This window comes from Limnospira indica PCC 8005, from assembly GCF_000973065.1.
GTDB classification, from domain to species: Bacteria; Cyanobacteriota; Cyanobacteriia; order Cyanobacteriales; family Microcoleaceae; genus Limnospira; species Limnospira fusiformis.
In genome coordinates this window covers 5,520,222-5,535,924 of record NZ_FO818640.1, presented here as the reverse complement: position 1 = coordinate 5,535,924, position 15,703 = coordinate 5,520,222, and the positions used below count along the sequence as shown (strand labels likewise).

Below are 15,703 nucleotides of genomic sequence, written 5' to 3'. Positions count from 1 at the left end.
CATCATGGGGTCGGGGCTAATTTGAGCAGCCAGGATTAACCCTAACCCCACAGTATCTAGTCTAGGCGGCGGACTTGACCCTATCTTTCAGGATAGGGGGCTTTAATTGATAATTAAAGTTGGTACAGCTTGTTCACCAGTCGCTTAATACATTGCCCTCACCCTAAATCTGGATCCCAGAGAGGGAGAGGGACTTTGAGAGGTGATCAGATGATTTCTGAACAGGCTGTAATTGTCAGCCCAAATTAAAACTTACCCCCTTAAAAATATGACGATTAGTATTTTTACAACAGATGAGCAATTATTGGTGAGGTCCTGGGATTCTCAACTGGAGAGTATGAGGGGCTTAGACGCAGAATCTGTCTATGGTTGTCCGTTGACCGAGATAATTCCTGATTTGGAATCGAGGGGTTTACTGGCTCGCTTTAATCAGGTTCTGGAAGATGGTACTATCCAAACCCTAGCACCGGATTTTCACCATTATTTAATTAAGTGTCCGCCACGGAAACCCTCGAAATACTTTGACTCGATGCAGCAAAGGGTAACCATTGCACCTTTGCGAGAAAAAACGGCGATCGTGGGTTTGGTGATTACTTTAGAAGATGTCACGGAACGCATGGACGCGGAATGGGAATTAGCGAGCGATCGCACATTGTCAAATTCTGAGCCAGAAGAAATCGACTCTGATACGTCAGTCCATGAGTCCCTAATTGCTGCCCTGGCTGACGATCGCTGGCAAGTGCGCCAAAATGCTACCCGTCACCTGACCAATGTTAAAGCGCCAGAATTGAACGCGCAACTGTTGCAATTGTTGCGACAACAACATCACAATCCGAATATCCTCAACAGCGTGATCCAGGTTCTGACTCTCACGCAAGTTGATATAGTCCCGGCTTTGATTGATTGCCTCAAGGAAGAGGATTCGGATCTGCGGATTTATGTAGTCCAAACCCTCGGACAAAGGAAAGATCCCCGGGCTGTCTCTGTCCTGATTGAGATGTTGGATGATGAGAATGTCAATGTCCGGTATCATGCTATTGAAGCTCTGGGAAAACTACAAGCCCTAGAAGCGGTTGATAGCCTGGTTAAAATCGCTGAGTCAGAAGACTTTTTCCTGGCCTTCCCTGCCCTTGATGCCCTAATGCAAATGGCTAATGCTAAACTGGCTCCTCAACTGGTTCCACTGCTGCAAAAAACCCTGAATTGGCAATTGCGCCGAGAAGCGGTTGATAATTTGGCGATAACTGATGACCCAGAAATTATCCGCAGTCTACTGCGATTGATGCGGGAACAGCATCGCAACCCCAATGTTCTTAATGCGACTCTACAAATTCTCGCCCTCAGTAATGTAGACCCAATTCCGGCACTGGTGGAATGCTTGGGAGAACCAGACCCGGATCTGCGAATTTATACGGCTCTGGCTTTGGGAGAACGCCACGACCCCCGTGCTATCCCTCCTCTGATTGGTTTGCTCAATGATCCAGATATCAATGTTCGCTATCATGCCATTGAGAGTTTGGGACAACTGAAGGCAAAGGAGGCGGTGGAGCCTTTGGTTGAGATTGCTACCAGTGGGGATTTCTTTTTGGCTTTTCCGGCGATCGAAACTTTGGTGACTATTGGCGATACAACGATTATTCCCAAACTTCTGCCCCTATTGGAAAATGAGTTGCTTTGTAGTCCGGTGGTATCGGCTTTGGGTAAGTTTGCGGATGCTGATGCGGTAGCGCCTTTGGTGGCTCAACTTAGCCGTCCTTTGACATCGATCGCAGAAATTGTTTTAGCCTTGGCGGAAATTTACGCTAATTATAAACAACTGGAAGAAGGACAACATATCGCTGATATGACTCGCCAAGTCATAGAAGACCAGGCGGTGGAAAATATCCTAGCAGAGATTGAACAAGGCTCTTTGTCTGGCCCGGAGTTACGGGGGATGGTGATGATTTTGGGTTGGCTGGAAGGAGAGAAAATTGAGCAAACTTTAGGAAAACTCCTGAATAATCAGGAAGTTCGCGATCCGGTTATGGAAGCGTTGGTTGCTTATGGGGGAAGGGTAGCGCCTCTATTGATTATGCAGTTGGAAGCGGGAGACTTGGAAACTCGCAAGGCGGCGGTTATGGCTTTGGGACGTATCGGCAGCACCCAGGCGGTTCCGGCTTTGATGTCTTTGTTGGGTAATGCTGAACCGGAACTGGTGATGGTGACGACTACGGCTTTGGCTCACATTGGCGACGGTCGCGCTTTTGAGGGGCTGTTGCAGTTACTGGCACATCCTGACTCGGCGGTGCGTTTGGGGGCGATCGCTGCTCTCAATTCTTTGGGCCATCCCGCTATGCCTCCACGGATTTATGATCTGTTGGCTGACCCTAACCCATTAGTACGAGAGTCGGCGGTGAGAATTGCTGGGTATTTTGCTTTTGAGAATTGCAAAGACCGATTATTGGCTTGTACACAAGATTCCGAAGATCGGGTTTGTCGGGCGGCGATTGAACATTTGCCCTATTTGGAGGATGACCGGGTTCTGCCGCTCTTGGTGCAAACTTTGGCTCACCCTTCAGCTTCTTTGCGATCGGCTGTGGCTCATGCTATGGGAGAATTGGAGAATATCGAAACTCTCCCTTATCTACTACAAGGGTTGGATGACCCAGAATCTTGGGTTCGTTATCAGGCCGCTCGTTCTATTGGTCGCTATGCTGACACTTTAATTGATATCCTGGAATCGGGTTCAAGTTCATCTCTACCAGAACCTTTGGCTGAACTCAATGTTGCTGAATGGGCTGAAAGTGCCTTTGTCGCCCTGAAACAACTGGCTAATCATGACCCTGCTGATCCGGTTAGAGCGATCGCTGCTGAGTCCTTGGGGGCTATTGCCGGTGTGAGGGCCACTCCCATTTTGTCTCGGTTGGCTGAGTTGGAGGATGAAGGCGGAGACGTGGCCCGTGCTGCTTTGAGGGCTTTGGGACGGATTAACCGCGCTCAGGCTATACCCCCTTTACTCACCGCTCTCAATTCCCCTAACTCTGAACGTCGTCTTGATGCTCTCCATGCCTTTCGTGAACGGGGAGGAACTGAAGCCGGAGTAGCTTTGCAATGGATGGCCGCCGCTGACCCCGAAGAACGTCTGGTTTATGAGGCGATCGAGTCTCTTTCCCGTCTCGCTACTCCAGAAGCCATTTCAGCCTTGCTGGAATTGACCGTTGACCCTAGCACGCGAGAGGCTTGTCTTAATGCTTTGGTGCGCCGTAATTGTCCCGAAACTTTAGAGGCAGAATATATTGAATTAGTCGCTCAGGGATTAAAACACATCCATCCGGGAGTTCGCTGTTCTGTCGTCGAGGTTCTCAAACGTTTTAAGCATCCCATAGCTTCCGAGTTTTTGATTCAAGCCTTGAGTGATGCTGATCAAAATGTCCGTCTGGCTGCAGTCACCGCTTTAGTTTATCTGGGAAATCACAGTTGCGATGAACAATTAGCTAAACTGGCTCGCACTGACCCCTCTCCCGCTATCCGTCGCGCCGCTCATCGAGGTCTACATTCCTCTTAAAATTGTCCTTTGTGGTTAGGATCAGGTGCTTGACGGTTTTTAACTGTTAAATATAGCCCCAATTTTACGGTAGATTATCAGGATTTATATGTGATCTATGTCATTTCGCCCAGACTCTCTAGAACTATCGGAAAGTACCTTTATTATTCTGCGGGATTTAATTCACGACCGCACTGGTTTGTACTACGAATCCAGCAAAAGAGACCTGTTGGCGGATAAGGTGTATCCTCGATTAGTAGACAAGAACTTTGATTCGTTTTTGGATTACTATTATCTACTTAAATATGATCCTGATGCCGATGGTGAGTGGAAATGCCTGATGGATGCTCTGTCGGTTTCGGAAACTTTCTTCTGGCGGGAATTTGACCAGATTCGGGTCATGGTTGATGTGTTGTTACCATCATTAATAGACAAATATAAAGCTGGTTCTCCATCTCATGATTGGCCGATGTGTAGACCTATTCAAATTTGGTGCGCGGCTTGTTCTACTGGTGAAGAACCTATCTCAATTGCTATGGCTTTACAAGAGGCGGGTTGGTTTGACAAACTACCTATTAATATCTACGGTAGTGATGCTTCCCCTAGGGCAATTAATAAGGCTAAGGAAGGACTATATCGACAATATTCATTTCGGGCAATTCCTCCTAAAATTCAGGATAAATATTTTGACAAAGAAGGAGATAATTGGCGAATTAAACCGAGTATTCATAAGCGAATCACCTGGCAAGTTGCCAACATTACTTCCCCTCAAGAAATTGCCAACTTTAGAAATATTAACTTTATTTTTTGCCGAAATGTGTTCATCTATTTTTCGGATAAATCTATCCAGAAAACTGTTAAACTATTCTCGGAAAGAATGGCAGAATCGGGTTATTTATTTATTAGTGCCTCCGAGTCCCTGTTAAAGTTTGAAACCGATTTCAAATTGATAGATATTAGACAAGCATTTGCCTATCAAAAAAAGCGTTAACTTACCTGATATAATATAAAATATACTACTGAGGAGCCATGAGATGAAAAATATTATCCGAGTTTTGATTGTAGATGATTCCGCCTATGTCCGTAAGGTGATTAGACAAATGCTGTCTCGTAGTCCCTTTATTGAGGTGGTTGATGTCGCTCATGATGGTGCCGATGCTCTGGAAAAAATTGAACGGCTGGGAGACCAGGTAGATGTCGTAACCTTGGATTTGTTGATGCCTAAAATGGACGGTGTGGAGTTTATTAAACACCAAATGGCGCGCCGTCCCCTACCTGTGATTGTGGTCAGTATTGCTAATGAAGGAGGCGAGAAATTTCTGGCGGCTTTGGATGCTGGGGCCGTGGATTTTGTCCATAAACCTACGGCCCTCGCTACCGAAAAAATGTTTGATATTAGTGATGAATTAATCGCCAAAGTCAAAACAGCATCTACTGTCCCTATTCACTGCATCACTAATGTTAATGAATTGCCCTCATCACTGCCATTACCTCGCCCTCCTATGAGTTCCGGAAAAATTGAATTGGTGGCGATCGGAATCTCCACAGGAGGCCCTCAAGCCTTGGCGTTTTTAATTCCTCAATTGCCGGAAAATTTGCCAGTTCCGGTTGTGGTGGTTTTGCATATGCCTGTGGGATACACTAATATGTACGCCCAACGCCTCAATCGTCTTTGTTCTCTCGATGTTAAAGAGGCTCAAGCGGGAGATTTGGTCCGCCCCGGTGAGGTGCTAATTGCTCAGGCTGGACACCATCTGAGTTTTAAGCGTAATCGTGATCAAAATGTGGTTGTCCATTTGCACACTAAACCTTTTGATTTACCTCACCGTCCATCGGTGGATGTCATGTTTCAATCGGCGGCGGAGATCTATAAAGAACGGGTTTTGGGTGTGGTTATGACTGGAATGGGATCTGATGGTAAACAAGGTGCAGCTTGGATTAAGTCCCACGGAGGCTCGGTTTTTACGGAAGCTGAAGAAAGCTGTGTGGTCTATGGAATGCCTAGAACAGTGGTAGAAGCTGGTTTAAGCGATCGCAGTATCCCCCTGAATCAGATGGCTAAAGCGATCGTAGATTATTTATAAATTAGATGTTCTTTAGGGTTTGGGAGTTCTCGTGATGCTGCTCACAGAAAAACAACAGAATGCACTGATTGGATTTATCAATATGATATTATCCAGACGACCGGCAAGTTCTTTATCAGCATTAATTCAATGTCCGGTGATTTTGGATGTTTCTAATATTTGGCTGTATCCTCTGAGTAAATGTAAAACCGAATTTGCCCACTGTTTTGCTAATGAGGTGGCTAATGTCCGTCAAACTTTGTCTGGTTCCTTGTCCGGAGATGCCTTAATACTTCTTGACTATCCGGTGGCAGTAATGTTAACTAATTTACTCCGCCAAAATTCGAGACAACCTATTGAACATCTGAATATTTCTGCCTGTGAAGTGTTGACAGAAGTGGGCAATATTTTACTGAGTAGTTTTCTGCAGATTTTAGGAAACTTAATGGGAAGTCCGATTACAGTTTCCGAGCAGTCATTTTCCATTGACCCCCTAGAATCAATGATTAATTCTCTGATTTTAGAACATCAAGAAATCCGCTATGTTTTAGTTGTCAAAACTAAATTCATTCTCTGTGATAATTCCCTAGAAGCATACTTGTTTTTTGTATCTGGGGTTATGCCTCTATCTTGTATGATTAGAGGCATTGAGTCTGTCAGCAATGTGGCAGTTTCTAGGGTTTAGATAATGTGGGGAATCTCTAATTATAAATCATCAGGAGAAAAGGCAGTCGAAAACATAGCAGATATCCAGGAAGTCAACCGTCTTGATCAACACTTACATAATTCCTTTAAAAACAAATTTTTAATCGAACCATCACTAACCAGGCTGTTAGTCAGTTTTCAGGCGAATAAAACTCAACCTATTTATCGTTGGTATAAGTATAAAGAAGCCTTTTCCGCATCTCTAGTTCAACTGTTATTGGCAAAATACGGATTGACTCAAGGCAAAATTTTAGACCCCTTTGCAGGTAGTGGAACTGCTTTATTTGCGGCTAGTGATATCGGCATTCATGCTGATGGTATTGAATTATTGCCCATTGGTCAAAATATAATTGATACAAGAAGGCTGTTAAATTCCGAATTTACAGGCGATGATATTCACAGGTTAAAAAACTGGGTCAACTTAAAATTATGGAAACAATTTGAACATCAACTCACTCTACCAGAGTTGAAAATTACCCAGGGTGCTTACTCCCCAGAAACTCAAACAGCAATTGAGAAATATCTAGCAGCTTGCGAACAGGAAAATCCTCAAATTCAAACCGTTTTACTATTTGCTTTGCTTTGTATTTTGGAATCGATAAGCTACACCAGAAAAGATGGTCAGTATCTACGTTGGGATTACCGTTCGGGTCGAGGTAGTGGCAAAAAGTCTTTGAATAAAGGCAATATTTTAGATTTTGATGATGCTATTACTCAGAAAATCAATGAAATTATTAATGATTTAGAACCACCTACACAGCAAATTGAACTTTTCCCTACCCATAAACCTCAAGGTAAAATTCACCTATATAAAGGGTCTTGTCTGGAAGTAATGCCATGTTTACCTAATGGTAGCTATGACGCTATGATCACATCTCCACCTTATTGTAATCGATATGATTACACTCGTACCTATGCCTTAGAACTAGCTTTATTGGGAGTGTCTGCAAAAGAATTAACCCATCTTCGTCAGGAAATGTTAAGTTGTACTGTTGAAAATCGCCCTAAAGATTTGTTGGCTATTAATCAAAATTGGCAATTAGCTTTAAGTGTGGCTGAAAATCAAACTCTATTGCAAGCCATATTACAATTTTTAGAACAGCAAAAATCACAGGGCAAATTAAATAATAATAGTATACCTAGAATGGTGAAAGGATACTTTGACGAAATGGCTTGTGTGATTCAAGAATGCTCCCGCCTACTTAAACCCGGAGGACTTTTATTTATGGTTAATGACAATGTGCGTTATGCTGGGATTAGTATTTCCGTAGATATGATTCTTTCTGATTTAGCTGAAAATTTGGGTTTTGTTGTTAAAAATATACTTATTTTACCAGGCAATAAAGGTAACAGTAGTCAGCAAATGGGAAGTCATGGTCGTGAACCTTTAAGAAAATGTGTTTATGTCTGTAAAAAAACATCAATTAATCATAATTATCTATGAATACTTATCTTAACCACCTGAAATCTAGTAACGATTTGGTGACAACTTATGAAGCTGTCCGTGCGGGTTTTGTAGCACTGGCACTGGAGAGAAATCGACGAGCCACACCTTATGTTGCAGAAGCTCAAGCACTACAAGAAGCGGCTAGTCAAGCTACCTATCCTGCTGATTTACTGAATATTAGAGGTATTGATATCGGATTACTGACGGCAGCAGGACTATCTCAGAAATCCCTGAAATATTTGATGCCAGAGGATAAAATTGATGCAATAAATGGTCTGATTAAGAATTTTCTGGAGCCAGCAGGCGCAAATTTTGTAGAGGAATTAGTATTTAGATTTTTATTAACTCGTGGTGACAGTCTGGGGGGTCAATGCGTAACATTGGGGGAGTATTAGCACAAAGGAAATTAACCCGTGCTATTCTGGCAACTCTCAGCATTGCTGGGACAAAATATTCCTGGCAAGATTCCCGCAGCAAAAAATGGTTATATATGACCAATAATGATACAGAAATTGAGTTATATTTACGAGGTATAAGTTGGGAAAATAAACTAGGCAAGCGTACACTTATTTATAATCTAACAGTTCCAATAATTAATAGTAATGTAGATTTATGTTTATTTAATATGGCTTCCACAGAACTGGTAATTAATAAATCTACTGAGATTAATTTACAATCTATCCTAGCTTTAGGTGAACTGAAGGGAGGGATAGATCCAGCGGGAGCTGATGAACATTGGAAAACAGCACAAGCAGCACTAAATAGGATGCGACAAGCATTATATCAAGTGGGATATTCTCCTTATATTTTCTTTGTCGGCGCAGCCATAGCAACTAGGATGGCTGCGGAAATTTGGGAGCAACTAGAAAATGGGACGCTCCATAATGCAGCTAATCTCAATCAAGAAAATCAAGTAGCATCTATTTCTCGTTGGCTGTGCGATCTGTAGGAGTTTTATTTGAGATGTGGACTCGCTAAAAAAACGTTACAATCTTTGATAGTTCCCAAACTAATCAACTAGACTCATGAGCGAAACCCTACAAACACAACTCTATGAAATTGCACAATTTGCTAATACCCTAGTGCGCGAACAACTAACCCATCTGGGATGGCCAAGCGTTCTCATCCTGTTGGCTGCTGGGTTGCTAACCAGTTTGACCCCCTGTATGCTGTCTATGTTACCGATTACGATTGCCTATATTGGTGGATATGAAAATCAAAATCGCACCACAGCAGCTATTCAGTCTACCTGGTTTGCTTTGGGACTAGCAACTACTTTAGCGGGATTGGGGATTTTTGCGTCTCTGGTGGGACAGGTTTATGGTCAGATTGGCTGGGGTTTGCCTATTCTGGTGAGTGCGATCGCCATTTTGATGGGATTGAACCTTTTAGACGCCTTACCCCTGCAACTTCCGGCTTTTGATACCATGGGGTGGATTCCTGAAAACCTCCCCCATTCTGCGCGGTCTTATCTGTTGGGGTTAACTTTTGGTTTGGTGGCTTCTCCCTGTAGTACCCCGGTTTTAGCGACGATTCTGGCTTGGGTTTCTACCACTGGCGATATCCTTCTAGGGGGGGTCCTGCTGCTGTCTTACGCTGTGGGTTATGTGGCTCCGTTGATTGTGGCGGGTACATTTACGGCTACTATTAAAAGGTTGCTGGCTTTGCGTCAGTGGTCGGGTTGGATTACTCCGGCTAGTGGTGTTTTACTGGTAGGGTTTGGGGTGTTTTCTCTGTTGTCCCGACTGGCTCCGATCGCCTAGTTAACTTTTGCAAAATCTTGATTTAATTATGACTGCTAAAAATGTGGTTTTCTCTAAACTTTTTAGTTGGGGAACAGGACCCAGAAAATTTTTCCGCAAAGAATTACTTCCCGTGTTGGCGGATTTGCGATTAGCGATTGTTTTATTATTAGCGATCGCCATTTTTAGCATTTCTGGAACTGTCATCGAACAAGGACAGTCCGCCGCCTTTTATCAAGCCAACTACCCAGAAGATCCGGCTTTATTTGGGTTTTTAACCTGGAAGGTATTACTATTTATTGGGCTAGATCATGTCTACCGCACTTGGTGGTTTTTGTCAATCCTAATTTTATTTGGCTCTAGTCTCACCGCCTGCACTTTCACCCGGCAGTTACCGACATTAAAATCGGCACAACGTTGGCAATATTACGAACAGGAAAAACAGTTTAAAAATTTAGCTTTAAGTGCCGAGGTGAAAAATGTATCCCTAGACCATCTCAAACAAACCTTAGAAAGCCGTCGTTATCTGGTATTTCAAGAGGGAAATAAACTCTATGCTCGCCGAGGTATAATTGGTCGGATTGGACCCATTATAGTTCACGCTAGTATGTTGATTATTTTGGCTGGTTCAATTGTCGGTTCAATGACGGGTTTTATAGCTCAAGAACTTGTCCCTAGTGGTAAGATATTTGGCATTCAAAATATTATTGATGCTGGGCCGTTTTCTGAGTCTCAAATGCCCCAAGATTGGGCGGTTAAAGTTAATCGGTTTTGGATTGATTATACACCTGATGGCACTATCGATCAATTTTATTCAGATTTGTCGGTAGTTGATCGGGAGGGACAAGAACGCGATCGCCAAACTATTCATGTTAATAAACCCCTACGTTATGATGGTATCACGTTTTATCAAGCTGATTGGGGAATAGCTGGGGTAAAAGTTCGGATCAATCGTTCCCCGGTGCTACAACTACCAATGGCGCAACTAGATACCGGGGGAAAAGGTCGCATTTGGGGAACTTGGGTTCCCACCAAAACTGATTTGAGTGAGGGAGTCTCCCTGCTGGCGAAAGATTTACAGGGAACTGTGTTAATTTATGATAATGATGGTCAGTTAGTCTCAACAGTCCGCGAGGGTATGTCTCTTGACATCAATGGGGTCACCCTCTATGTTGATGAGGTGGTGGGAAGTACGGGATTGCAAATTAAAGCTGATCCAGGTATTCCAATTGTTTATGCAGGATTTGGATTGCTGATGATTAGTGTATTAATGAGCTATGTATCTCATTCCCAAATTTGGGGACTCCAGCAGGGTGATCGGCTTTATATTGGCGGTAAAACTAACCGCGCTAAGGTGGCGTTTGAGCGTGAAGTGGTGGCGCTATTAGACCAAATCGAGTCGGAACAAACCATCAGCTAAACTATCATTCCCCCCTCTCTTAGAGTAATAGGGGGGGGATTTGCTCATAGATTTTACGGGTGAGTTTTGATTAACAATTAAATCAATATCAACGTTTATTGATAGGGTGATAATTACTAAATTTCAGGGTCTTTTCAAGTTAATTTTCTGGGTAAAATCCCCTATCTCGATGCGGAATATATCCCCCAGATACGAAAATTTTGATTAGCCTCATATTCTAAATATCTGCCAATATTATGCTGGTTCCAAAGTTCAACCAAGCCATTATCAAACTCTTTGGGAATACCTCGATTAGTACAATTTTAATTGTACCATTTGTAGTCCAAGTAGTGTGAGCCACCGGACTGGTGGGTTATTTATCCTTCCGCACCGGAAAAAGTGCGATCGCCGATTTAGCGAATCAATTAATCGAAGAAGTAAGCGATCGCGTTTACCAAAACCTAGAATTATACCTATCCTGCTAATATAAACCCAAAAAAACTGGATGCGATCGAGTTAGGATTTGGAGAATATGATTAATATTATCGAACCCGAGACAGATTTTAGCTTCTATTATTATCATACCAATGACCAAGGCGATCGCACTACTGTACAAGCCATAGTCGAGAACGCAGACCCACGCAAGCACACCATTTATATCACAGCCAAAGAAGCTGGTCAAGCCATCTGGAGTGATGTTTATATCTCCTACTTATAACCCACGCTACTTTTAAGCCATCTTTATCCAGTCTATGATGATAGTAATAACTTCCAAGGTGTATTAATTTCAACCTTACGTCTAGATCATATTTCGGAATTTCTCCATAGCCTTAGTATTGGGAAGTCTGGACAAGCATTTATGATCAAACGTGACGGGACTTTCTTGGCAACTTCCACCTGAGAATTACCCTTGACCATTGATGAATAAGAACGCCGAGAATTAATGAATGGTTCCCAAAGCAATAATCCCATTACTCAAGCAACGGCTAAAGATTTATTTAATACCTTGGGCGACCTCAAAACTCTAGGGAGTACCCAAAATCATGAGTTGCGATTGAATGAAAATCTGTACTTTGTGAAAGTTAGACCTTTACAGGATGAGTATAATTTAGATTGGCTGATTGTTGTAGTTGTACCAGAGTCAGATTTTATGTCCGAAATTAACGCCAATATTCGCACTACTATTAAACTTGGTATTGGTGCAATGATGGTGGCAATTATTATTGGTATGATAACAGCTAGGTGGATTACTTGGCAAATTTCCCGCCTCAATATCGTCGCCAGTAATGTAGCCAAAGGAGACTGGAAACTGTCCCTATATCTGCAAAGAAATGATGAAATAGGACAACTTACAGAGGCTTTTAATACAATGGCTACCCAACTACAAAAGTCATTTCAAGATTTAACCACCCTAAATGAAGCCTTAGCAGAAAGTGAAAGCAGACTGACCAAATTTTTAAATGTGATTCAGGTAGGAGTAGCTATTTATGCACCGAATGGGGAGCTAATTTATTTTAACATAACCGCCACCGATTTACTATCACTTGAGCAGGTGGGAGATTTAGAAACCTATAACTTACCTCTAAATAATTCTATTTATCAACAGGAAACTAATCAACCATACACAGTTAGCTATCTCCCCTATAATAGAGCCTTACCAGGTGAAACAGTGATGTCTGATGACTAGAGATCCAAGTAGGCGATCGCCGTATTACCTGAGAAATGAGAGCAGCTATTATTGTGGAAAAACAAGGCAATATTATCTATAAAATTAGGGGATTCTCAGACATTAGCGAAAACCAAAAACCTGCCAAATTTTATCATAAATTACGGCTCTAAACCAAGGTTTAAAAGCCGAAAATCTCGCCTCATAACCGAATGACAAGTAGCTCAAAAACTGCCATACATGATTTTACCGAAACCGGAATAATTAGCAGAAATATCTAACTTGGAGGCAGCCGAATTTATGGAGCCAGCGGACGAAGTTGGGGGAGATTATTATGAGATCATACTAGAGTAGAATGGCAGATTAACAGTAGGTATTGGTGATGTAACCGGACATGGTTTAGAAAGGTGTTAATGCTGATGAAACCAACAGCAGCTCGGACTTAATCAGCCTGACCATAAGCCGATCACGTAAATTTTTTAAATGGAATTAACCAGGTAATTTATAGTAATGGTATGCCGATGAGAAACGATAAAAATTTAACCCTGTATTTTTTAACATTTCCAGATGATAAATTTCATTTAACCGGACAGCATGAAAGTTGAATTGTAGTTCGTAACCATGGAGAAGTCGAACAAATTGATAGAATGGACTTAGGGTTTCTGATAGGTTTAGAAGAAAATATCTCAGATTTTATTAATCAGCTAGAGGTGAAAGTCAATCCAGGAGAAGTGATGGTTTTATATACCGATGGTATCCCGGAAGCCGTTAATGAGCAACAGGAAATGTATGGTATGGAGCGACTTTGTGGAGTGCTTCAGGAAAACCGCCACGAGTCAGTTGATAGTATTTGTGAAAGGGTAGTTAAAGATGTCAAGCAATTTATCGGCACACAAAAGCTGTTAGATGATATAACCTTAGTAGTTTTAAAAAAAAATAGCATAGCCTGAGTAGAGACCGACTCAGGAAGCCGAGAGCCATGCTAATGTTAAAATCTAGTCAACACATATCCTCATTTGTATTGCACTCAGGATCTAAGCTATGGCTGTACTACTTACCTGGATCGCGCTAATTCTGAGCATTCTGCTAACAGAGACATTTTGGCTGGACCCTCTGAGCTTTCTTAATTGGCTACACCTACCGAATTGGACTGGGTTAGCATTTGTGGGGTTAATTGTGACTTGGTGTCTTGGGGAATAGGTACTAACTTGCCCAAAAAATAGTATGTTGTATCAGAGATTTATTTCAAGGTCTATGGTGCGTCAACTGTCTTTTAACCCTAGGGTCCATTTTACTAGTAGCGATCGCCCGACTGTCCGCAAGGAAGCGCCGCGACCGCTGTATCGTGGTTTACTATTAATGCTGGTAGCCACAGGATTGATAGGTTTGCAGGTTCATCGGCTGGTACAACTGCAACTGGTGAAGGGAGCAGAAAACCGACTGAGAGCGGAAGAAAACCGTATCCGGCTGATTCCAGTCCCCTCAAATCGGGGTCGAATTCTCGATCGCAATGGTACAGCCATAGCCGATAACCACCAAGTGCGGGGGGTTTTTTTCTGGCCAAGGGAAAAGACCCCAGAACAGTGGAAACAAGCGGCTAACCAACTGAGTGAGTTACTGGATGTACCAGTAAGCAGCATTTTAAACGAACTAGAACGCATCGGCTACCAATCCGCCACCTCAGTCCGCATTAGCAATAATCTGACTCCAGAAGCCTTTATCTGGTTAGCGGAAAATGCCGAGAAGATGTCCGGGGTGGAAATTAGGATGGAGTCGAGTCGCCACTATCCCCACGGTAATTTAGCAGCTCAAGTAGTTGGCTACATTGGGGAAGCCAACCTACAAGAATTAAAAGCTAACCCCGATTGGCCAATGGGCATGGTAGTAGGACAGTTGGGGATTGAAGCCTTAGCCAATAAAGATTTAGTGGGAGTGTGGGGCGCTCGCTTGGTGGAAGTGAACGCCAAAAACGAGGAACTGCGGATCTTTGGTGAGAAATCCTCTCAAGGGGGTACAGACGTACAACTAACCATAGATATCAATCTGCAGAGAGTGGCGGAACAGGCTCTGGGACAGCGACGGGGAGCAGCAGTAGCCCTGAATGTGAAAACTGGGGAAGTGTTAGCAATGGCGAGTAGTCCACGATTTGACCCTAATTTATTTACTCGCCCCATTACCCCCCAACAATGGGAAGAACTCCAAGGGTTAGACCATCCGTTTCTGAATCGCGCCTTACAGGGATATCCCCCCGGAAGTACATTTAAGATTGTTTCCTCTGCTGCTGGTATGGCTTCTGGCCATTTTAGTCCAGATTCGGTAATTGCGACCTCAGATTCAATTACTATTGGTGGGATTGCCTTTAAAGAACATAGTGGCGGGCTTGGGATAATTGGGTTTCGGGATGCTTTAGCCTTTAGTAGTAATACCTTTTTCTATCGCCTGGGGATGGCCATTGGCCCGGGAACCATGGCTAAATGGGCTAGAAATTTGGGAATTGGTACTACGGATTTAAGATTGTTGGGGTTAACAGAGGGGTCTAGTGGATGGGTTCCTACCCCGGAAGACAAGGAAAAAATGTTTGGGGAACCCTGGTTTTTGGGGGATACTGTCACGATGTCTATTGGTCAAGGGTCGGTACTAGCTACCCCTCTGGAGTTGGCGGTGATGGTATCGGCGATCGCCAATGGTGGACAGCGAGTTAAACCCCATTTACTCTCTTCCATGACTAATACTCCCGCTACCCAACCTGTACCCACAGGATTGGCTCCTGATGTGATTCAAAAAATTCGAGAGGGGTTAGTTGCTACGGTCCAGTATGGAACCGCTCAGGTGATGAATGATGGTAGTATCCCTTTAACTGGCGGGAAAACCGGAACTTCTGAGGTTTGGGGACAGCGATCGCACTCGGTTTATGTCGCCTTTGGTGCTGCGGATCAAGCAGAAATTGCCATTGCTGTAGTCGTGGAAAATGGCGGTTTTGGCTCTAAGGCGGCGGCTCCGGTAGCTCTGGAGATGTTCCAAACCCACTTTGCTGGTAAAAAATAACCACCCACCCAACCGGGTAACACCAAACCCGGTTAGGTAAGAGGTTTCAGGCGGTGGCTACTTCCTCGGCGGGATATGTATAAATTTTGATAATCATAATCAAAAATTTATAT

At 43.2% G+C, this 15,703-nt stretch carries 12 protein-coding genes and 1 pseudogene; all 13 read left to right on the top strand.

What is annotated here, in order from left to right; all coding sequences use genetic code 11:
- The first annotated feature begins 268 nt into the window (after positions 1-268).
- The 13 genes and pseudogenes from XZ46_RS24490 (at position 269) to mrdA (ending at position 15,590) form a co-directional block, all read left to right on the top strand.
- Positions 269-3,544 (top strand): HEAT repeat domain-containing protein, encoded by a 3,276-nt coding sequence (locus XZ46_RS24490; protein ID WP_008055449.1) that lies wholly within the window; start codon positions 269-271, stop codon positions 3,542-3,544.
- A 97-nt stretch (positions 3,545-3,641) separates the two neighbouring features.
- Positions 3,642-4,514 (top strand): CheR family methyltransferase, encoded by an 873-nt coding sequence (locus XZ46_RS24485; protein WP_008055451.1) that lies wholly within the window; start codon positions 3,642-3,644, stop codon positions 4,512-4,514.
- A gap of 43 nt (positions 4,515-4,557) precedes the next feature.
- Positions 4,558-5,607: a chemotaxis-specific protein-glutamate methyltransferase CheB gene (gene cheB, locus XZ46_RS24480; RefSeq protein ID WP_008055453.1), complete on the top strand. Its 1,050-nt coding sequence runs from the start codon at positions 4,558-4,560 to the stop codon at positions 5,605-5,607.
- 34 nt (positions 5,608-5,641) lie between these two features.
- Complete coding sequence (locus XZ46_RS24475; RefSeq protein WP_008055454.1) at positions 5,642-6,271, top strand: chemotaxis protein CheC; 630 nt, start codon at positions 5,642-5,644, stop codon at positions 6,269-6,271.
- Positions 6,272-6,274: 3 nt separating this feature from the next.
- The gene (locus XZ46_RS24470) at positions 6,275-7,735 is read left to right on the top strand and encodes a site-specific DNA-methyltransferase (RefSeq protein WP_008055456.1); all 1,461 of its coding nucleotides are present in this window, start codon (positions 6,275-6,277) and stop codon (positions 7,733-7,735) included.
- Positions 7,732-8,687: pseudogene (locus XZ46_RS38155) on the top strand (AvaI/BsoBI family type II restriction endonuclease). Before XZ46_RS24470 ends, XZ46_RS38155 begins: the two are co-directional and overlap by 4 nt.
- 76 nt (positions 8,688-8,763) lie before the next feature.
- Entirely contained in the window at positions 8,764-9,501 is a 738-nt protein-coding gene (locus tag XZ46_RS24460; RefSeq protein WP_006623141.1) for a cytochrome c biogenesis protein CcdA, read from the top strand.
- A 28-nt stretch (positions 9,502-9,529) separates the two neighbouring features.
- Positions 9,530-10,900, top strand: a complete 1,371-nt coding sequence (locus XZ46_RS24455; RefSeq protein WP_008055459.1) for a cytochrome c biogenesis protein — start codon at positions 9,530-9,532, stop codon at positions 10,898-10,900.
- Positions 10,901-11,247: 347 nt separating this feature from the next.
- Positions 11,248-11,364, top strand: a complete 117-nt coding sequence (locus XZ46_RS31005) for a hypothetical protein (RefSeq protein ID WP_006623143.1) — start codon at positions 11,248-11,250, stop codon at positions 11,362-11,364.
- Between the two features lie 47 nt (positions 11,365-11,411).
- Positions 11,412-11,597: a PDC sensor domain-containing protein gene (locus XZ46_RS24450; RefSeq protein WP_006670540.1), complete on the top strand. Its 186-nt coding sequence runs from the start codon at positions 11,412-11,414 to the stop codon at positions 11,595-11,597.
- Positions 11,598-11,822: 225 nt separating this feature from the next.
- Positions 11,823-12,566 carry a HAMP domain-containing protein gene (locus XZ46_RS24445; RefSeq protein ID WP_006623145.1) on the top strand — a complete coding sequence of 248 codons (744 nt, stop codon included), beginning with the start codon at positions 11,823-11,825 and terminating at the stop codon, positions 12,564-12,566.
- A 584-nt stretch (positions 12,567-13,150) separates the two neighbouring features.
- Entirely contained in the window at positions 13,151-13,495 is a 345-nt protein-coding gene (locus XZ46_RS24440; protein ID WP_228116628.1) for a PP2C family protein-serine/threonine phosphatase, read from the top strand.
- Between the two features lie 304 nt (positions 13,496-13,799).
- Positions 13,800-15,590 carry a penicillin-binding protein 2 gene (mrdA, locus tag XZ46_RS24435; protein WP_008055460.1) on the top strand — a complete coding sequence of 597 codons (1,791 nt, stop codon included), beginning with the start codon at positions 13,800-13,802 and terminating at the stop codon, positions 15,588-15,590.
- The last annotated feature ends 113 nt before the right edge of the window (positions 15,591-15,703 follow it).

Bases quoted from the DNA above. Each gene is read 5' to 3' on its own strand.
- cheB (WP_008055453.1), top strand. From the start codon at position 4,558: ATGAAAAATATTATCCGAGTTTTGATTGTAGATGATTCCGCCTATGTC.
- mrdA (WP_008055460.1), top strand. From the start codon at position 13,800: ATGGTGCGTCAACTGTCTTTTAACCCTAGGGTCCATTTTACTAGTAGC.
- XZ46_RS24445 (WP_006623145.1), top strand. From the start codon at position 11,823: ATGAATGGTTCCCAAAGCAATAATCCCATTACTCAAGCAACGGCTAAA.
- XZ46_RS24460 (WP_006623141.1), top strand. From the start codon at position 8,764: ATGAGCGAAACCCTACAAACACAACTCTATGAAATTGCACAATTTGCT.
- XZ46_RS24450 (WP_006670540.1), top strand. From the start codon at position 11,412: ATGATTAATATTATCGAACCCGAGACAGATTTTAGCTTCTATTATTAT.
- XZ46_RS24485 (WP_008055451.1), top strand. From the start codon at position 3,642: ATGTCATTTCGCCCAGACTCTCTAGAACTATCGGAAAGTACCTTTATT.
- XZ46_RS24455 (WP_008055459.1), top strand. From the start codon at position 9,530: ATGACTGCTAAAAATGTGGTTTTCTCTAAACTTTTTAGTTGGGGAACA.
- XZ46_RS24490 (WP_008055449.1), top strand. From the start codon at position 269: ATGACGATTAGTATTTTTACAACAGATGAGCAATTATTGGTGAGGTCC.
- XZ46_RS24475 (WP_008055454.1), top strand. From the start codon at position 5,642: ATGCTGCTCACAGAAAAACAACAGAATGCACTGATTGGATTTATCAAT.
- XZ46_RS24470 (WP_008055456.1), top strand. From the start codon at position 6,275: ATGTGGGGAATCTCTAATTATAAATCATCAGGAGAAAAGGCAGTCGAA.